Annotated in this window: 14 protein-coding genes; 7 read left to right on the forward strand and 7 right to left on the reverse strand. The window is 71.7% G+C overall.

Features of this window, described 5'->3' with window-relative positions; translation table 11 throughout:
- Positions 1-24 precede the first annotated feature (24 nt).
- The 4 genes from OHS71_RS14130 to OHS71_RS14145 are packed head-to-tail and all read right to left on the reverse strand — an operon-like array spanning position 25 to position 4763.
- Positions 25-669 (reverse strand): GTP-binding protein, encoded by a 645-nt coding sequence (locus OHS71_RS14130; protein WP_328479729.1) that lies wholly within the window; start codon positions 667-669, stop codon positions 25-27.
- Positions 650-1111: a DUF742 domain-containing protein gene (locus OHS71_RS14135; RefSeq protein ID WP_328479730.1), complete on the reverse strand. Its 462-nt coding sequence runs from the start codon at positions 1109-1111 to the stop codon at positions 650-652. Before OHS71_RS14135 ends, OHS71_RS14130 begins: the two co-directional genes overlap by 20 nt.
- A complete protein-coding gene (locus OHS71_RS14140; protein WP_328479731.1) occupies positions 1108-1611 on the reverse strand; it encodes a roadblock/LC7 domain-containing protein in 504 nt (167 codons plus the stop codon). Before OHS71_RS14140 ends, OHS71_RS14135 begins: the two co-directional genes overlap by 4 nt.
- Complete coding sequence (locus OHS71_RS14145; RefSeq protein WP_328479732.1) at positions 1608-4763, reverse strand: sensor histidine kinase; 3156 nt, start codon at positions 4761-4763, stop codon at positions 1608-1610. The genes OHS71_RS14140 and OHS71_RS14145 overlap by 4 nt, the downstream gene beginning before the upstream one ends.
- A gap of 368 nt (positions 4764-5131) precedes the next feature.
- Between OHS71_RS14145 and OHS71_RS14150 the strand changes: the two genes are divergently transcribed.
- Entirely contained in the window at positions 5132-5923 is a 792-nt protein-coding gene (locus tag OHS71_RS14150) for a hypothetical protein (protein ID WP_328479733.1), read from the forward strand.
- Between the two features lie 35 nt (positions 5924-5958).
- Here the strand turns inward: OHS71_RS14150 and OHS71_RS14155 are convergent, their stop codons facing one another.
- Positions 5959-6438, reverse strand: coding sequence for a MarR family winged helix-turn-helix transcriptional regulator (locus tag OHS71_RS14155; RefSeq protein WP_398148235.1), 480 nt, complete (start codon positions 6436-6438; stop codon positions 5959-5961).
- Positions 6439-6630: 192 nt separating this feature from the next.
- On the reverse strand, positions 6631-9045 hold the full coding sequence (gene lon, locus OHS71_RS14160) for an endopeptidase La (protein WP_328479735.1): 2415 nt from the start codon (positions 9043-9045) through the stop codon (positions 6631-6633).
- 193 nt (positions 9046-9238) lie between these two features.
- Between lon and OHS71_RS14165 the strand changes: the two genes are divergently transcribed.
- Together OHS71_RS14165 and OHS71_RS14170 are read left to right on the forward strand one after the other, a co-directional pair.
- Complete coding sequence (locus OHS71_RS14165) at positions 9239-9892, forward strand: GNAT family N-acetyltransferase (protein ID WP_328479736.1); 654 nt, start codon at positions 9239-9241, stop codon at positions 9890-9892.
- Between the two features lie 130 nt (positions 9893-10022).
- On the forward strand, positions 10023-11042 hold the full coding sequence (locus OHS71_RS14170; RefSeq protein WP_328479737.1) for a DUF5954 family protein: 1020 nt from the start codon (positions 10023-10025) through the stop codon (positions 11040-11042).
- A gap of 24 nt (positions 11043-11066) precedes the next feature.
- Here the strand turns inward: OHS71_RS14170 and OHS71_RS14175 are convergent, their stop codons facing one another.
- Positions 11067-11795, reverse strand: coding sequence for a rhomboid-like protein (locus OHS71_RS14175; protein WP_328479738.1), 729 nt, complete (start codon positions 11793-11795; stop codon positions 11067-11069).
- A gap of 225 nt (positions 11796-12020) precedes the next feature.
- On the opposite strand from OHS71_RS14175, the gene OHS71_RS14180 reads away from it, so the two are divergent.
- The 4 genes from OHS71_RS14180 to OHS71_RS14195 all read left to right on the forward strand — a co-directional run bounded on the left by OHS71_RS14180 (position 12021) and on the right by OHS71_RS14195 (position 18770).
- On the forward strand, positions 12021-12707 hold the full coding sequence (locus tag OHS71_RS14180) for a spermidine synthase (protein ID WP_328479739.1): 687 nt from the start codon (positions 12021-12023) through the stop codon (positions 12705-12707).
- A gap of 122 nt (positions 12708-12829) precedes the next feature.
- On the forward strand, positions 12830-13570 hold the full coding sequence (locus OHS71_RS14185; protein WP_328479740.1) for a response regulator transcription factor: 741 nt from the start codon (positions 12830-12832) through the stop codon (positions 13568-13570).
- A complete protein-coding gene (locus tag OHS71_RS14190; RefSeq protein WP_328479741.1) occupies positions 13567-14670 on the forward strand; it encodes a HAMP domain-containing sensor histidine kinase in 1104 nt (367 codons plus the stop codon). The genes OHS71_RS14185 and OHS71_RS14190 overlap by 4 nt, the downstream gene beginning before the upstream one ends.
- Positions 14671-14972: 302 nt before the next feature.
- Positions 14973-18770, forward strand: coding sequence for a multifunctional oxoglutarate decarboxylase/oxoglutarate dehydrogenase thiamine pyrophosphate-binding subunit/dihydrolipoyllysine-residue succinyltransferase subunit (locus OHS71_RS14195; RefSeq protein WP_328479742.1), 3798 nt, complete (start codon positions 14973-14975; stop codon positions 18768-18770).
- Positions 18771-18860: the final 90 nt, after the last annotated feature.

The raw sequence follows: 18860 nt of genomic DNA on the forward strand, positions 1-18860 counted from the left end.
GCGGGCAACTCTCCTTGAAGGGCCTTACTCGGGGGTTTCGTCGAGCGCGTGGCCCACCAGGGCCAGAAGGGTCTCGATGACCGAGATCCGGCGCCGCGCATCCATGATCATGACAGGTATGTGCGCGGGGATCGTCAGCGCCTCCCGCACGTCCACCGGCTCGAACAGCTCGCTGCCGTCGAAGTGGTTGACGGCGACGACGTACGGCAGCCCACAGCTCTCGAAGTAGTCCAGCGCCGGGAAGCAGTCCTTCAGCCGGCGGGTGTCGGCCAGCACGACCGCGCCGATCGCGCCGCGCACCAGGTCGTCCCACATGAACCAGAACCGCTGCTGACCCGGTGTGCCGAACAGATACAGCACCAGGTCGTCGTCGAGGGTCAGCCGGCCGTAGTCCATGGCGACGGTGGTGGTGACCTTCTCCGGGGTGCCGGTCAGGTCGTCCGTCTCCTCGCTGGCCTCGGTCATCAGCGCCTCCGTCTGGAGGGGCTCGATCTCCGAGACGGTGCCGACGAGGGTGGTCTTGCCGACCCCGAAGCCGCCCGCCACCACGATCTTCGTGGCGACGGGGGCCCGGGTGCGGTCCGTCTGCCAGGGCTTCAGGGGTTCGTCGGGCTCGACGAGGGGGGCGACGCCAAAGGAGGAGGCGGCGTCAGAGACGACGGAGTCCACTCAGCACCCTTTCCAGCAGAGCGCGGTCGGGACGGCCCGTACCGTGAGCAGTACCGGTGCCGTACACACGGATCTTTCCCTGGTCCGCGAGGTCGCTGAGGAGCACCCGGACCACACCGAGCGGCATCTTCAGCAGCGCGGCGATCTCGGCCACCGTGCGCATCCGGCGGCACAGTTCGACGATGGCCCGCAGCTCCGGCATGACGGTGGCCCTCAGGGACCCTCCCCCATAGCTCAGCACATGGGAGGTACCCCCCGTCAGCTCCTTGCGTTCCTCGGGCGCTTCGAGGGCCGCGACGAAGGTCTCGACGAGGAGGACGTGCCCGAAGCGGGTGCGGCCGCCGGTGAGCGAGTAGGGGCGCACCCGGGCCGGTTTGCGGTCGCCACGGCGGAGGGGGAGCTGCCGCCTGCCGTCCCGCGGCTGCTGCGGGATGCCGCTCATCGCGCGCCCCCGGCCGCCGCGGACTCCAGAGACTGCCGTAGTTCGCTGCGCAGTTCGGGGGTCAGGACGTGGCCGGCGCGGCCCACGAAGAGAGCCATGTGGTAGGCCACCACGCTCATGTCGCAGTCGGCGGAGCCGTGCACTCCGAGGAGCGAGCCGTCGCTGATCGACATGACGAAGAGGCTGCCCTCGTCCATCGCGATCATGGTGTGCTTCACCCCGCCGAACGCCATGAGCTTGGCGGCGCCGATGGTGAGGCTGCCGATGCCGGAGACGATGGTGGCGAGGTCGGCGGACGAGCCGCGCGGGCCGGTGGGTTTCGTCTCGCGGGCCTGGCGTGCCTCCACGTTGCGTCCCGCGTCCGAGGACAGCAGGAGCAGTCCGTCCGAGGAGACGACGGCGACGGACTGGATGCCGGGTACCTCATCCACGAGGTTGGTCAACAGCCAGTGCAGGTTACGGGCTTCACTGCTCAGTCCGAAGGTACTGGGCGCGGTCAACTGCTTGCCTCCTCGACTGTGCCCCCCGTGTCATCTTCGGCGTGTGCGTGTGCTTCTCGAGCTGTGTGTCGGGCTGTCTCGGGGGACGGGGCCCGGTTCTGGCCCGTCCGTTCGGCGATCTCCGCCTCCACGTGCCGGTAGCCGGCCTCCGCCCCCCGGCGGAAGCCGCCCAGACGGCGGCGGAGGGCGTCCGCGTCGACGGAACCGGTCCGCTGGCGCGGGGCTTGGGTGGGTGCGGTGATCCTGGGGGTGCGCTTCGGCAGGCCCTTGTCGGTGACGAGTTCCTCCGGGGCGTCCGGCGTGCGCGCGTGTTCCGCCCCGCCCTCGCCCGCGGCGTGTCCGTCGTCCGAGGCGAACGGGCTCTGCGGGGTGTGCCGGGGCTCGGCGCCGGCCGCGACCGGGTCCGGGCCGGGGACGGCGAGGTCCGGGCCGGGGACGGCGAGCTCCGGGCCGGGGACGGCGGCGGTGTCCTGCTCCCCCGTCCCTCCCGGCTCCTCGCCCTGCGGGTTCGGCAGCAGGAGTTCCATCGTCGTCTCGGCCGGCGTCTCCACCGGAACCGGCGCCGCCTGCGCGGGGCCGCGCGGCGCGGACTCCGGCGGACCGTCGCCCGCGAACCGCGGCGAATCCTGCGCCGGGATCCCCGGCGGGGTGGCCGTGGGCGTCTCGGCCCAGGGCTGAGGGGCCGTACCGGCCGAAGTCCCCGACGGGGTCGCCGTCGGCTCCTCTCCGGCGGGCTCCGCCGGGGACCCGGAGGGGGTCGCCTCGGACGTCGTCCCGCCCGGGGACTCCGCCGGCACTCCCGACGAGGCCGGTGCGGGGGTCTCGGACGTGGTCCGGGGTGCGGGTCCGGCCGAAGGCTGCGGCGGGGTCGCCGTAGGTGTCTGCGGTGTGGGGGTCTGCGGTGTGGGGTCCCCCTGTCGTACCGCTCGCTCCGCCAGGGCGACCAGCGGGTCCGCGGGCTTGGCACGGCCCGGCAGGACGTTGGAGTTGGCTTCCGCGTCCGCGCCCGGGAGCGAGAAGCTCTGGGGGCTGGCGGAGGCCGGGCTCGTCATGGGGACCGCTGCGGCCGGGGCCTCGGCGAGAAGCGCGGTCGGCAGGACGACGACCGCCGCCACCCCGCCCTGCTTCTGCTCGCGCAGCCGCACCCGGACCCCGTGCCGGTGGGCGAGCCGGGCCACCACGTACAGGCCGAGGCCGAGACCCTCCTCGCCCTCCTGGTCGTACGGCGTTTCGGGGTCGAACTCGGCGAGACGGGCGTTGAGGCGGCCCATCCGCTCCTCGGGGATGCCGATGCCCTCGTCCTGGACGGAGAGCATGACCTCGCCGTTCTCCAGGAGCCAGCCGGAGACCTCGACGGGCAGGTCCGGCGGGGAGAACGAGGTGGCGTTCTCCATGAGTTCGGCCAGCAGGTGGGAGAGGTCGTCCGCGGCGAACCCCGCCACGTGCGCGTGCGGAGGCAGTGCGGAGATCCGCACCCGCTCGTAGCGCTCGATCTCGCTGACCGCCGCACGCACCACGTCCACCAGCGGGATGGGGCCCGCGTGCTGCTGGACGTGCTCCGTGCCGGCCAGGACCAGCAGGTTCTCGCTGTGCCGGCGCATGACCGTGGCGAAGTGGTCGAGCTTGAAGAGCGTGGCCAGCCGGTCGGGGTCCTGCTCGCGCTCCTCCAGCCCCTCGATGACGGCCAGCTGGCGTTCGACGAGGCCGAGGGTGCGCAGCGCGAGGTTGACGAAGGTGCCGCTGATGCTGTCCCGCAGGCCCTCCAGCAGCGCTGCGGAGCCGTCGAGTTCGGCGCGCAGTTCCTCGCGGGCGTCGGCCATCCGCTGGCGCTGCCCGACGAGGTGCTTGCGATCGGACTCCAGGGTGCCGACCCGCTCGTGGAGAGCCACGGCGTGCGCGTGCAGGGCGTTGACGGAGCGGACGACCTGGGCGAACTCGTCGTTGCGGCCGGTGAACCGGACCGGTTCCTCCGCCGCCGGGTTCTCGGTCTCCGCCAGCCTGGCCGAGCCCCGGCGCAGGACGGACAGCGGGCGGGTGAGGCTGCGGGCCATGCCGGTGGCGACGACGATCGTGAGCAGCATCAGGGCGCCGAGGAGGGTGACGCGCAGCTCCAGGTCGGTGACGTCGTCGTCCCGCATCGCGGCGAGTTCCTCGCCCCGTCGGCCGTACAGGGAGGACTCGACGGCGCGCATCAGGTCGACCCGGGCGGAGAGCGCGGCGTCGAGTTTCTTGACGCTGGTGTCGAGGTCGCGGGCGCTCAGTTCCGGCTGGTCGGTGAGTGCGGCGAGGTAGGCGTCGGCGGCGTCGGCGTCTCCGCCGGTCACCGTGGAGTCGTACGAGGCCACCGCCTCCTGCGGCGCGCCCTCCCGGAAGTCCGCGAGGGCCGCGTCGGAGCGCAGCCGGGCCTGCTGGGCGGCGGCGGTGAGGGCGTCGCGCCGCTTGGTGTCGGCTTCGGAGGAGACCTTCTCGGTGACCGACCGGCCGGTGACGGGGTCGTAGTCGGTCTCGTCGGTCGTGGGTACGTTCAGCGCCGCGAGCAGCAGTCCCCGGGTCGCGGAGGCCTGCTGGACGGCGGTGTCGAGTTCGGCGAGGGCGTACGCGCCGGAGCCCGCGCGCGGCGGCATCTGTTCCGCCAGCCGGTCGACGAGCACGTGCACGGCGGCGATGGCCCTGGAGTAGGCCTCGTGCGCCTGGAGGGCCGTGCTCTTGCCGGTGAGGGCGGACTGGCGGACGGACGGCACGGCGGCGAGGGCCTCGCGCAGCGCGGCGGAGACGTCCGTGTCGGCGGTCAGTTCGCTGGTCTGCCGGTCCACCCGGGCGCTGCCCTGGGTGGAGGGCGCCCGGGACTTCACCCGGCCGGCCGCCACATAGGTGGTGACCTCGTCGCGCTCGTCGGCCAGGGACTGGGCGAGGGCGAGGGCGTCCTGGGTCTGTTCGGCGAGGGTGACCAGGTCCTGGGAGTCCTTCAGCTGCCCGGAGGCGGCGAGGACGGAGGGGGCGCCCGCGCCGGCGACGGCGGCGGCCACGACGGCCACCGCGACGATCAGCCGGTTGCGTACGTGGGTCGGACGGCCCTTGCCGACAGGGGTAGGCTCCGCGCCCCCCTCGGAGGCCGTCTGCCTGCCTGTACGCCGAGGCCGCGTCTTCTGCACCGGTGCTCGCATTCCTGACTCGTGTGCCATGGGCCGGAGGTGACGCTCCGTCAACTGGTGCGTACGTCCGGTACGGTTCCCGACCCTCCCAGTGCCGGTGGGCAGGGGCCGCGCATCGCTTGCCCCGCCACCCGAAGGAGTGAACATCGGAGGGGAGCGGGCGGGCAAGTTCCTCTGGCGTGTGCAGCTGCCTTGCCCGGCAGGCCGGTTGGACGTGGACGGCGGGCTTTGACAGTATTCGCCGCCACGCCTTCCCGGAGTGCTTCATTCCCGCCCATAACAGGCGTCTGACCTGCGGTAGTACGTAAGTTCGTGGAGTGATGCCAGCCTTGTGCGAAGACCGTGAAGGGGTCGTGCAGACTGGCCGAATGCGTACGGAGCTTGTGTCGGAGGCCGGCGATCGGGCCCGCCCCAACGAGGACTTCGCGAGTATCGGGCTTCCCGCCTCCGGACAGGGCGGTTCGCTCGTCCTGCTGGACGGGGTGACGCCGCCACCGGGCGGCGCGGGGTGTCTGCATTCGGTCCCTTGGTTCACGGCGCGACTGGGCGGCGCCCTGACCGAACTGACCGTTTCACTCCCGGATGTTCCGCTGGCCGAGGCGCTCGCCCTCGCTCTCGCACGTACCGCCGGGGCCCATGCGGAAACCTGTGACCTTTCTCACCCGCGTACCCCTCAGGCCACCGTGGCTCTCGCGCGGTGGTCGCCGGAGACCGTCGAGTACCTGGTCCTGTGCGACGCGACGCTGCTGCTGGAGGCCCCGGACGGCACGGTCGTCCCCGTGCGCGACGACCGGCTGGCCCGCCTGCCGCGTGACCTGCTACGCAGCGCCGAGATCGTCGACGGCACGCTCCGCAACCGGGAGGGCGGCTTCTTCACGGCCGCGGCCGACCCCGCGGTGGCCGCCCGCGCCGTCGCCGGGAGTGTGCCGCGCGCGGAGGTCCGCTCGCTGGCAGCGCTGTCGGACGGCGCCACCCGCTGGGCGGACCTCTTCGGGAAGGGCGACTGGGCGGAGCTGCTCAGCCTCGTCGACGAGGAGGGGGCGCGGGCACTGGTGGAGCGGGTCCGGGCGTTGGAGCGGGCGGACGACCGCGCCGGGCGTGCCCTGCTGGGCCGTGCCAAGACCCACGACGACGCGACGGTGGTGCGCGTGGAGCTGTAGGTCGTGTCCGCCCCGGGCCGGCGACGCCCGCCGGGTCACTTCTCCATCCCCCGGTTCAGCTGGCCGAGGAGCCGGGCCAGTTCCCCGACCTCGCTGCGGTCCCAGGCGGAGAAGTGGCTGACGTACCGCTCGCGGCGGGCCTCGCGGACCCTGCTCACCCGGGTGCGGCCCTCCTCGGTGAGGTCGACCAGCCAGGCGCGGCCGTCCGCCGGATCCGGCTCGCGGGCGACCAGGCCGAGCTGCTCCAGGGCGCGCAGCTGGCGGGACATGGTGGCCTTGCCGACGCCGATGTAGCCGGCCAGTTCCGTGGCACGCTGGCGGCCGCACTCCTCCAGCCGGACGAGGAGCCCGTAGGCGGCGGACTCCAGGTCGGGGTGGACCTCGCGGGCCATCTCCCCCTGGTTGGCGCGGGCCCGGCGCAGCAGCACCGTGAGCTCCCGCTCCAGGGAGAGGAACTCCCGGTCGCCCTGCTCCACACCACGCGACGGCGTTTCGCCGTGTGTGTCCTCGTGCACGTCAGCACCCCTGATCTCGCCGGTCGCTGCCATCGGTGCAGCTCCTCAGTATTTCGCAGGCCCGGGCCCACGGCTGTTCCCAGGGCCGCGCAGCGGCGCCGGCCGGACACGGGGAAGGCCCGGGTCTCCGTCACAGGACCCGGGCCTTCCCCGTCCGGTCGTCGCGGACGGTCCCCGCTCAGGGGGGTGTCGTCACGCCGCGACCGGGACCTCCGGCGCCGCGCCGCTCGTGGCGGGCGCGAGCGCCAGTTCCAGGACCTGGCGGACGTCCGTGACGGCGTGGACGTCCAGCTTGTCCAGCACCTCCGCCGGGACGTCGTCCAGGTCGGGCTCGTTGCGCTTGGGGATGATCACGGTCGTGACACCCGCCCGGTGCGCGGCGAGCAGCTTCTGCTTCACCCCGCCGATCGGCAGGACCCGGCCGGTCAGGGAGACCTCGCCGGTCATCGCCACGTCGGTGCGGACGAGCCGGCCCGACAGCAGGGACGCGAGGGCCGTCGTCATGGTGACGCCGGCGCTCGGGCCGTCCTTGGGGACCGCGCCGGCCGGGAAGTGGATGTGCACGCCCCGGTCCTTGAGGTCGCCCACCGGCAGTTCCAGTTCGGCGCCGTGACTGCGCAGGAAGCTGAGCGCGATCTGTGCCGACTCCTTCATGACGTCGCCGAGCTGGCCGGTGAGGGTCAGGCCCGCCGCGCCCGTCTCCGGGTCGGCCAGCGACGCCTCGACGAAGAGGACGTCACCGCCGGCGCCGGTGACGGCGAGACCGGTCGCGACACCGGGCACGGCGGTCCGGCGCTCGGCCGGGTCCTGGGCGGACTCGGGCACGTGGTGCGGCCGGCCGATCAGGCCGCGCAGGTCCTCGTCGCCGATCGTGAACGGGAGTTCCCGCTGGCCCAGTTCGTGCTGGGCCGCGACCTTGCGCAGCAGCCGCGCGATGGACCGCTCCAGGGTGCGCACGCCCGCCTCGCGGGTGTACTCGCCGGCGAGCTTGCGCAGCGCGCTCTCCTCGAGGGCGACCTCGTCCTTGTCCAGGCCCGCCCGCTCCAGCTGGCGCGGGAGCAGGTGGTCACGGGCGATGACGACCTTCTCGTCCTCGGTGTAGCCGTCGAGGCGGACCAGCTCCATGCGGTCGAGCAGGGCCTCCGGGATGGCTTCGAGCACGTTGGCGGTGGCGAGGAAGACCACGTCCGACAGGTCGAGTTCGACCTCCAGGTAGTGGTCGCGGAACGTGTGGTTCTGCGCCGGGTCCAGGACCTCCAGGAGGGCGGCCGCCGGGTCGCCCCGGAAGTCGGATCCCACCTTGTCGATCTCGTCGAGGAGCACGACCGGGTTCAGCGATCCGGCCTCCTTGACGGCCCGCACGATCCGGCCGGGCAGCGCGCCGACGTAGGTACGGCGGTGGCCGCGGATCTCGGCCTCGTCGCGGACGCCGCCGAGGGCGACGCGGACGAACTTGCGGCCCATGGCGTGGGCGACGGACTCTCCGAGGCTGGTCTTGCCGACGCCGGGCGGGCCGACGAGTGCGAGCACGGCGCCGCCGCGCCGCCCGCCCACGACGCCCAGGCCGCGCTCACCGCGCCGCTTGCGCACCGCGAGGTACTCGGTGATCCGCTCCTTCACGTCGTCCAGGCCGGCGTGTTCGGCGTCCAGGACGGCTCGGGCTCCCTGGATGTCGTACCGGTCCTCGGTCCTGACGTTCCAGGGGAGTTCGAGGACGGTGTCCAGCCAGGTGCGGATCCAGGAGCCCTCGGGCGACTGGTCGCTGGAGCGCTCCAGCTTGTCGACCTCCTTGAGGGCGGCCTCGCGGACCTTCTCGGGCAGGTCGGCGGCCTCGACGCGGGCGCGGTAGTCGTCGGACTCGTCGCCCTCCTGTTCGCCGTTGAGCTCGCGCAGCTCCTTGCGGACGGCTTCGAGCTGGCGGCGCAGCAGGAACTCGCGCTGCTGCTTGTCGACGCCTTCCTGGACGTCCTTGGCGATGGTCTCGGCCACGTCCTGCTCGGCAAGGTGGTCGCGCAGCTGCTGGGTGGCGAGCTTCAGACGGGCCACCGGGTCGGTGGTCTCCAGGAGCTCCACCTTCTGTTCGGTGGTCAGGAACGGCGAGTAGCCGGAGTTGTCGGCGAGCGCGGAGACGTCGTCGATGGCCTGGACGCGGTCGACGACCTGCCAGGCGCCGCGCTTGCGCAGCCACGCGGTGGCGAGCGCCTTGTATTCCGTGACGAGTTCGGCGACGTGCCCGGGCAGCGGCTCGGGGACGGTCTGGTCGAGGGTCGTCCCCTCGACCCACAGGGCGGCGCCCGGCCCGGTGGTGCCGGCGCCGATGCGCACGCGGCCGCGGCCGCGGATGAGCGCGCCCGGGTCGCCGTCGGCCAGCCGGCCGACCTGCTCGACGGTGCCGAGCACGCCGGTGCTCGCGTACGTCCCGTCGATGCGCGGCACCAGCAGCACCCGGGGCTTCCCGGGTTCGGAACGGGCGGCGGCCTGGGCGGCCTCCACCGCGGCGCGTACGTCGGTGTCGTTGAGGTCCAGCGGAACCACCATGCCGGGGAGCACGACCTCGTCATCGAGAGGCAGTACGGGCAGAGTGAGCGGAGCGGACGTCGATGCCATGATCTCCCCTTCGGCAGTCAAGTTGAGCTATGCCGACTCAATGCATGTGAGTCGGCGAATGTTCCCCGCGATGCCGTCCGTTCGCTGTGGGCGATCACGACTGTCGCGCCGGACCCTTCCGGACATACGGTCGACCGTAATGGACGAAGAGGGCATTCGACCATTACAACCGGCTATGACCAAGGGGGTCTCCGTGGATCGGTTCGTGCGGGCCTGGGTGGAGGGATGGGTCGTGTCGCGCGGGGCGGCGCCGCCCGTGACGGAGCCGTGGGGATGGACCGTCGACGTGGGAACGGGGCACCACGTCACCCGCCATGTGCTCGGCGCGACGAACGACGCCGTGACGGAGCCCGTCGTCCGGAGGGTGGCGGGCGCGGTCACCGGGGCCGGCGTATGGCTGAAGGTGTTCGCCGACCCCGCACTGGTCGGGCCCTGGCTGGGGCCCGGCTGGTGGATCGACCCCGAGCCCGGCTTCCTGATGACGGCCCCGCTCACGGACGCGCCGCCCGGGGCGGCGCCCGACGGCTACCGGACGCGCACCTGGTCGCGTGGGGGCGTGGTCCGCACCATGATCGCCGCCCCGGACGGCTCCCTGGCCGCGCGCGGACAGATCGCCCCGACCGGCGCGACGGCGGTCGTCGACCAGATCGAGACCTCCCCCGCTCACCGCCGCCGCGGGCTCGGCGCGCTCGTCATGCGCACCCTGCACCGCGCAGCGGCCGAAGAGGGCGCGCGGACCGGCGTCCTCGGTGCGACACCGCAGGGCCGGGCACTGTACGAGTCCCTGGGCTGGCGCGTCGAGTCATCGCTGACCAGCGCGAAGTTCACGGGTGACACGCAGGGGTGACGTCCGGCGGCCGAGAGGGCGCACCGTAAGGCGTCGCACGACGGGGCGCGCCCCTCGCGCCCCCTCTCCGTACCCCGCCCACTTCCGGCATTCACCCCTGATTCACCCACCGCCCGACCACAATGCGCCTATGACCGATGACTGGAAGCGACGTCTCGACGCCCTCCACGCCGACCTGGTCCGCCGTGACGACCCCGTCGCCTGGGTGACGGAGGCGGACGCCGTCGAGGCCTCGCGCCGCTATCCGCACATCACGCTGCGCGGGCCCGTCTTCGGTGTGGCCGTGCGGGACCCGGCCGCCGCGGACCCGGGCTGGCGGCTGCTGAAGCCGGTGGTGGACGGGATGCCCCAGCAGGCCCGCGACGGACTGAACTCGTACCTGTGGTTCAAGGCGAAGGACGGCCCCGACGACCCGGTCGTCCGGCGCGAACTGCTGGCGGCCGTGGCCGTGCTGGAGCGGGCTCCGGCCGACGAGGTGGAGGCGCTGGGCGTGCGCTACCGGGTGGTGCGCGGCGACGAGTTCGCCCGCACCGGTGACGACGGTCCCGAGCCGCCCCGCCCCACCGACCTCGAGCCCCCCGACCCGTCATGGGAGGACCCGGTCGCCGTCCCGTCGCCGGACGTGGGCTACCTCCTGGACCCCGACCGGGACGAGGGCCCGATGGCGGGCGCCCTCCGGCTGGGCCTGCGCGACTTCACGTACACGGGCGCCCGCTTCCCCGCCGACGTGCGCGCGGACTCCGAATGGTCGGCCCGGACGCACCCCGACGTGGTGCGACTGCCCGTCGGCTTCTCGGTGGCCGAACGCGACGACTCCGGCTGGACGCCGTGCGGGTCCCTGGCGGCGACCCCGCACGAGGCCCGCCGCTCGCTGTACGAGGGGATGGCCCGCGTCTGGGCGATGCTCTACCGCTTCGACGAGCGCAAGAAGGTCCTGTACGCGCGGGCGGCGGAGGCGTTCCGGGCCGCCGGACGGGCCGACGAGGCGAGCGTGGAGGGCCGCCTGTTCCGGATCTGCCGCGTCGAGCGGATGGTCCGGGTGGGTGCCGACGGCCCCGAGCCGCCCCGCCCGTCGGACATCGACGAGTACGGCCCCATGAAGCTCCATCCGACCCTGCACGAGAACGGCACGGTCCAGTTCGAGGACTGACGCCCGTACGGGACCGCCGGCCCCTCAGCGGCCGCCGAACCGCCGGTCCCGCTCCCAGCGCCGGACCCGGGACCAGCCGGCGACGCCTGTCGCCAGCGCGATCAGGTGCCCCCAGTTCGTCAGCGGGTCGGTGAAGGCGATCAGGTCCTGGAGCAGCATCCCGCCGAAGGCGGCCAGCAGCGGGTACCGCAGCCACGGCCCGAGCAGGCCCGTCAGGGCGCCGACGCTCGCGGCCACACCGAAGCTGATGCCGTAGTCGAGCCGGTGCAGCGAGCTGTCGGGCAGCCGCCCCACGAGCACCCCCAGGCCCACCGGCACCTCGGTCGCGAGGGTGGCCAGGACATGCCCGAGGAAGAAGACGACGGCCGTCCGGACGCCGCCGACGCGCCGCTCCAGGGCCGTGAGGACGACCAGGAAACCGAGCGTGAACGGGGAGGCGAAGCCACCCGCCACCCACAGCGCGCTGGCCACCAGCACGAGGACCGGCGTCCGCGCCAGATGGGCGACGTCCGTGCTGGAGCCCTGGTGCAGGGCATGCACGAGGGAGGCGTCGAGGTGGGCGGTGCCGTACGAGGTGACGGCGAGGACCGCCGCGTACGAGAGGGTGAAGGGGACGGGGATCCGGTACCGGTGACGGGGGGCCGCCTCGGCGGGCGGCTCGGCGCGCCGCGCGGTGCGCTGGGCCGGGATGCCGTCCAGCAGCCCGGACACCTCGGGCAAAGGCGGGCTCGGGGGTGCGGCCGTGCGTTCCACCGTGAGGCGCTCCTTCCGTTCCCCCTCACTTTTCGCGCCGGGACTCCGCGCTGTCTGTGACGGACGCCACGACCGAGCCGATTCACAGGAAGCTCCGAGGGTTCTCCGGGCCCGCTCCTACATGGTGCGAAAGCCCTCCCGGGCCGTTCCGAGGCGCACGCCCCCGGCATCCGACACACACGGAATTCCCTCAACGAACCGTCAGGGAAATGCCAGGATGGGACGATGTCCCTCCCGTTCGACATCCCCGACGCACCCGAGGTCCTGGACCGTCGCGAAGGCCCCTACGGCGAGGTCGTCCTGCGCAGGCACGGGGAGTTGCTCCAGATCATCGCCAACGGCTGCTTCCTGATGGACACCTCGGACGGCCGTTCGGAACGGCTGCTGGTCGACGCCGCGCTGTCCGCGCTGGCCGGCCACCCCTCGCCCCGCCTGCTGATCGGCGGCCTCGGCGTCGGCTTCTCCCTGGCGCACGCCGCCGCCGATCCCCGGTGGGGCGGCATCACGGTCGTGGAGCGCGAGCGCGCCGTCATCGACTGGCATCTCGACGGCCCGCTGGCCGCGCTGTCGGGGGCCGCACTCGCCGACCCGCGGTCGAAGATCGTCGAAGCGGATCTGCTCGATTACGTCAACGAGACATGCGACACATTCGACGCGGTATGCCTCGACATCGACAACGGGCCCGACTGGACCGTCACCGAGGGCAACGACAGCCTCTATTCCGAGGCCGGACTCGCGGGCTGCGCGCGGGTGTTGAGACCCGGTGGGGTACTGGCCGTATGGTCTGCCCGCCCCTCTCCGGAATTCGAGGGAACCATGGGGAATGCCGGGTTCCAGCAGGTGCGTACCGAAGAGATCCCGGTTGCCCGAGGCGTGCCGGACGTCGTGCACCTCGCCGTCCGACCTGGATAGCAAAGCCGTGGTGACTCCCCGTACGCTGCACCCCTGACGCCGATCATTTACGCGTCAACCGCAGTCATGCGCAGACATGGGATCACCCCACTGGTTCCGGAAAGCACACTCAGGGGCGGGCGATGGAGCAGACACACACCGCACACAACACCACGGCGACAGCCACGCCGGGCGCGCAGCGGCGCGTTCTGGTGGTCGAGGACGACGCGACGATCGTCGACGCCATCGCGGCCCGCCTGCGCGCCGAGGGATTCCTCGTGCAAACAGCGGGCGACGGCCCGGCGGCCGTCGACACGGCGGAGGCCTGGCAGCCCGACCTGCTGATCCTCGACATCATGCTGCCCGGCTTCGACGGTCTGGAGGTCTGCCGTCGTGTGCAGGCGTCCCGCCCGGTGCCGGTGATGATGCTCACGGCGCGCGACGACGAGACCGACATGCTGGTCGGGCTCGGCGTGGGCGCCGACGACTACATGACCAAGCCGTTCTCGATGCGGGAGCTGGCGGCACGCGTGCACGTGCTGCTGCGCCGGGTGGAGCGGGCCGCGATCGCGGCGACCACGCCGCGCAGCGGGATCCTGCGGCTCGGCGAGCTGGAGATCGACCACGCGCAGCGCCGGGTGCGGGTGCGCTCGGAGGACGTGCACCTCACGCCCACCGAGTTCGACCTGCTGGTCTGCCTGGCGAACACCCCGCGCGCGGTGCTCTCCCGGGAACAGCTCCTCGCGGAGGTCTGGGACTGGGCGGACGCCTCCGGCACCCGTACCGTCGACAGCCACATCAAGGCGCTGCGACGCAAGATCGGCGCCGAGCGGATCCGCACCGTGCACGGTGTGGGCTACGCACTGGAGACCCCCACGCCATGAGCGCAGGGCCGGACGGACCGAGAAGCCCCGGGGAGCCCTGGGGGCGCGTACGCCCGTTCTCGATCAAGACCAAGCTGGGTGCGCTGGTCGTCATCTCGGTGCTGATCACCACCGGTCTGTCGATGATCGCGGTGCACACCAAGACGGAGCTGCGCTTCATCACGGTGTTCTCGATGATCGCCACACTGCTGATCACGCAGTTCGTGGCGCATTCGCTCACCGCGCCGCTGGGCGAGATGAACACCGTGGCCCGGTCCATCTCGCACGGTGACTACACCCGCCGGGTGAGTGAGAACCGCGGAGACGAGCTGGGCGACCTGGCCCAGACGATCAACGTCATGGCGGACGAGCTGGAGGCCCAGGACCGCCAGCGCAAGGAGCTGGTGGCCAACGTCTCGCACGAGCTGCGCACACCCATCGCGGGTCTGCGGGCCGTCCTGGAGAACGTGGTCGACGGCATCGCCGAGGCGGACACCGAGACGATGCGCACCGCCCTCAAGCAGACCGAGCGGCTGGGGCGGCTGGTGGAGACGCTGCTCGACCTGTCCCGCCTCGACAACGGCGTCGTCCCCCTGCGCAAACGGCGCTTCGAGGTGTGGCCCTATCTGTCCGGGGTGCTGAAGGAGGCCAACATGGTCGCCTCGGCGCGCGCCACGATGGGCTCGGGCGGCAACCACACGCGCACGGACGTCCATCTGCACCTGGACGTGTCCCCACCGGAGCTGACCGCGCACGCGGACCCGGAGCGCATCCACCAGGTCGTCGCGAACCTGATCGACAACGCGGTCAAGCACAGCCCGCCGCACGGACGGGTGACGGTGAAGGCGCGGCGCGGCCCGCTGCCGGAGTCGCTGGAGCTCGAGGTCCTGGACGAGGGACCCGGCATTCCGCGGTCGGAGTGGCGCCGCGTGTTCGAGCGGTTCAACCGGGGGGCCGTCCGCCGGCCGCACGGCCCGGGCAGCGACGGCGGCACCGGACTGGGGCTCGCGATCGCCCGTTGGGCGGTCGATCTTCACGGCGGCCGGATCGGAGTGGCCGAATCCGAGCGGGGTTGCCGGATTCTTGTCACTCTTCCGGGAGAGGCTTCCGTCTCAAGTTGACGTAAAGTTCGAACCGGAGCCACAAGATCCACCGGCGTCGGCGCAGCCCGACACGTGTGATCAGGCAGCGGACCGTCCCAGGTCGGCAAGGGGTCCGCACGCTCGGCGTGCGCGACATGCATCAACACACCCTCAAGACGCGCAACCGCGCTTGTTTCCCGCCATTTACAGCCGCGAAACGCGCTTTCCGATGTGACTTACACGACCTTGGACCGGCCCGGCCTGACCTTCCCCCTCCAGGGGGCGTAGCCTTTATTCCCGCTGTCCATCACCTTGTGAAGCGGAAGAGGGCGGTTGCCGCCGTGTCGCCACAGTCCCCCAGTAACGCATCGAGCATCTCGACCGACGCAGACCAAGCGGGCAAGAATCCCGCGGCCGCGTTCGGACCGAACGAGTGGCTCGTCGACGAGATCTATCAGCAGTACCTCCAGGACCCGAACTCGGTAGACCGTGCCTGGTGGGACTTCTTCGCCGACTACAAGCCGGGGGCGGCCACGCCCTCGGCTCCGGCGGGTACTGCGGCCGCGGGGGCCGCAGCGACCACCAGCACACCTCCTGCGCCCGCCGCCCCGGCCCAGGCGGCACCCGCCGCCCCGGCTCCGGCTGCTCCGGCTCCCGCGCCGGCCGCCGCCCCGAAGCCCGCGGCCGCCGCCCCGGCTCCGGCCAAGGCGGCTCCGGCGGCCAAGCCGGCCGCCGCGAAGCCCGCGCCCGCCGCGGCTGCGCCCGCGGAGGGTCCCGAGTTCGTGACGCTGCGCGGCCCGGCCGCCGCGGTCGCCAAGAACATGAACGCCTCGCTGGAGCTGCCCACGGCCACGTCCGTGCGCGCGGTCCCGGTGAAGCTGCTGTTCGACAACCGCATCGTCATCAACAACCACCTCAAGCGCGCCCGGGGCGGGAAGATCTCCTTCACGCACCTGATCGGCTTCGCGATGGTGCAGGCCATCAAGGCCATGCCGTCGATGAACTGGCACTACGCGGAGAAGGACGGGAAGCCCACCCTCGTCAAGCCGCCGCACGTCAACTTCGGCCTGGCCATCGACCTGGTGAAGCCCAACGGCGACCGCCAGCTCGTCGTCGCCGGCATCAAGAAGGCCGAGACGCTGAACTTCTTCGAGTTCTGGCAGGCCTACGAGGACATCGTCCGCCGCGCCCGCGACGGCAAGCTGACGATGGACGACTTCACCGGTGTGACCGTCTCCCTGACCAACCCCGGCGGCCTCGGCACCGTGCACTCCGTGCCGCGTCTGATGCCCGGCCAGTCGGTCATCATGGGCGTCGGCTCGATGGACTACCCGGCGGAGTTCCAGGGCACGAGCCAGGACACCCTGAACAAGCTCGGCATCTCGAAGGTCATGACGCTCACGTCGACCTATGACCACCGGGTCATCCAGGGCGCCGCCTCCGGCGAGTTCCTCCGCGTCGTCGCCAACTTCCTCCTCGGGGAGAACGGCTTCTACGACGAGATCTTCGAGGCGCTGCGCATCCCCTACGAGCCGGTCCGCTGGCTCAAGGACATCGACGCCAGCCACGACGACGACGTCACCAAGGCCGCGCGGGTCTTCGAGCTGATCCACTCCTACCGGGTCCGCGGCCACGTCATGGCCGACACCGACCCGCTGGAGTACCGCCAGCGCAAGCACCCCGACCTGGACATCACCGAGCACGGCCTCACCCTGTGGGACCTGGAGCGCGAGTTCGCCGTCGGCGGCTTCGCGGGCAAGTCCCTGATGAAGCTGCGCGACATCCTCGGCGTGCTGCGCGACTCGTACTGCCGCACCACCGGCGTCGAGTTCATGCACATCCAGGACCCGAAGCAGCGCCGCTGGATCCAGGACCGCATCGAGCGCGCGCACAGCAAGCCGGAGCGCGAGGAGCAGCTGCGCATCCTGCGCCGGCTGAACGCCGCCGAGGCCTTCGAGACCTTCCTCCAGACCAAGTACGTCGGCCAGAAGCGCTTCTCCCTGGAGGGCGGCGAGTCCGTCATCCCGCTGCTGGACGCGGTCATCGACAGCGCCGCCGAGTCGCGCCTGGACGAGGTCGTCATCGGCATGGCCCACCGCGGCCGCCTGAACGTCCTGGCGAACATCGTCGGCAAGTCGTACGCGCAGATCTTCCGCGAGTTCGAGGGCAACCTCGACCCGAAGTCGATGCACGGCTCCGGCGACGTGAAGTACCACCTGGGCGCCGAGGGCACCTTCACCGGCCTGGACGGCGAGCAGATCAAGGTCTCGCTGGCCGCGAACCCGTCCCACCTGGAGACGGTCGACCCGGTCATCGAGGGCATCGCCCGTGCCAAGCAGGACATCATCAACAAGGGCGGCACGGACTTCACGGTCCTGCCCGTCGCCCTGCACGGCGACGCGGCCTTCGCGGGCCAGGGCGTGGTGGCCGAGACCCTGAACATGTCGCAGCTGCGCGGCTACCGCACCGGCGGCACGGTCCACATCGTCATCAACAACCAGGTCGGCTTCACCGCCGCCCCGGAGTCCTCCCGCTCGTCGATGTACGCCACGGACGTGGCGCGCATGATCGAGGCCCCGATCTTCCATGTGAACGGCGACGACCCGGAGGCCGTGGTCCGCGTCGCGCGGCTGGCCTTCGAGTTCCGCCAGGCGTTCAACAAGGACGTGGTGATCGACCTCATCTGCTACCGCCGCCGCGGTCACAACGAGTCGGACAACCCGGCCTTCACCCAGCCGCTGATGTACGACCTGATCGACAAGAAGCGCTCGGTGCGCAAGCTCTACACCGAGTCCCTCATCGGTCGCGGCGACATCACCCTGGAAGAGGCCGAGCAGGCACTCCAGGACTACCAGGGCCAGCTGGAGAAGGTCTTCACGGAGGTCCGCGAGGCCGTCACCGCCCAGCCGAGCACGGGCTCCGAGTCGGACCCGCAGGCGGAGTTCCCGGTCGCCGTGAACACCGCGATCTCCACGGAGGTCGTCAAGCGGATCGCCGAGTCCCAGGTCAACATCCCCGACTCCTTCCACGTCCACCCGCGTCTGCTGCCGCAGCTCCAGCGCCGGGCGTCGATGGTCGAGGACGGCACGATCGACTGGGGCATGGGCGAAACGCTGGCCGTGGGCTCCCTCCTCCTGGAGGGCACCCCCGTCCGGCTGTCCGGCCAGGACTCCCAGCGGGGCACCTTCGGCCAGCGTCACGCGGTCCTCATCGACCGCGAGACGGGTGAGGAGCACACCCCGCTCCAGTACCTCGCCGAGGAGCAGGCGCGCTACAACGTCTACAACTCGCTGCTGTCCGAGTACGCGGTCATGGGCTTCGAGTACGGCTACTCGCTGGCCCGCCCCGACGCGCTCGTGATGTGGGAGGCGCAGTTCGGCGACTTCGTCAACGGCGCGCAGACGGTGGTCGACGAGTACATCTCGGCGGCCGAGCAGAAGTGGGGCCAGACGAGCGGTGTGACGCTCCTGCTCCCCCACGGCTACGAGGGCCAGGGCCCGGACCACTCCTCGGCCCGTGTCGAGCGCTTCCTCCAGCTCTGCGCCCAGAACAACATGACGGTGGCCATGCCCACGCTGCCGTCGAACTACTTCCACCTCCTGCGGTGGCAGGTGCACAACCCGCACCACAAGCCGCTGGTCGTCTTCACCCCGAAGTCGATGCTGCGTCTCAAGGCCGCCGCGTCGAAGGCGGAGGAGTTCACGACCGGTCAGTTCCGCCCGGTCATCGGCGACGCCTCGGTCGAGCCGAAAGCGGTCAAGAAGGTCGTCTTCTGCACCGGCAAGGTGTACTACGACCTCGAGTCCGAGCGGCAGAAGCGCGGGATCACCGACACGGCGATCATCCGCCTCGAGCGGCTGTACCCGCTGCCGGGCGCCGAGGTCCAGGCCGAGGTCAACAAGTACCCGAACGCCGAGAAGTACCTGTGGGTCCAGGAGGAGCCGGCCAACCAGGGTGCCTGGCCGTTCATCGCCCTGAACCTGATCGACCACCTGGACCTGGCGGTCGGCGCCGACATCCCGCACGGCGAGCGTCTGCGGCGCATCTCGCGCCCGCACGGCTCGTCACCGGCGGTCGGCTCCGCCAAGCGTCACCAGGCGGAGCAGGAGCAGCTGGTGCGTGAGGTGTTCGAGGCCTGAGCTTTCGGCCCTCGAGAGCCCGCTTCACGGTGAAGGGCCCGCCCCCGGAGATTTCGGGGACGGGCCCTTCACCCGTGTTCCGGGTTCGCC

Origin of the sequence: Streptomyces sp. NBC_00377, from assembly GCF_036075115.1 — a bacterium.
In the GTDB taxonomy this organism is placed as follows: domain Bacteria; phylum Actinomycetota; class Actinomycetes; order Streptomycetales; family Streptomycetaceae; genus Streptomyces.

What these genes read in the sequence shown, in the direction of transcription:
- OHS71_RS14135 (WP_328479730.1), bottom strand. Translation starts at nt 1,111, where the DNA reads ATGAGCGGCATCCCGCAGCAGCCGCGGGACGGCAGGCGGCAGCTCCCC.
- OHS71_RS14150 (WP_328479733.1), top strand. Translation starts at nt 5,132, where the DNA reads ATGCGTACGGAGCTTGTGTCGGAGGCCGGCGATCGGGCCCGCCCCAAC.
- OHS71_RS14170 (WP_328479737.1), top strand. Translation starts at nt 10,023, where the DNA reads ATGACCGATGACTGGAAGCGACGTCTCGACGCCCTCCACGCCGACCTG.
- OHS71_RS14180 (WP_328479739.1), top strand. Translation starts at nt 12,021, where the DNA reads ATGTCCCTCCCGTTCGACATCCCCGACGCACCCGAGGTCCTGGACCGT.
- OHS71_RS14185 (WP_328479740.1), top strand. Translation starts at nt 12,830, where the DNA reads ATGGAGCAGACACACACCGCACACAACACCACGGCGACAGCCACGCCG.
- OHS71_RS14190 (WP_328479741.1), top strand. Translation starts at nt 13,567, where the DNA reads ATGAGCGCAGGGCCGGACGGACCGAGAAGCCCCGGGGAGCCCTGGGGG.
- lon (WP_328479735.1), bottom strand. Translation starts at nt 9,045, where the DNA reads ATGGCATCGACGTCCGCTCCGCTCACTCTGCCCGTACTGCCTCTCGAT.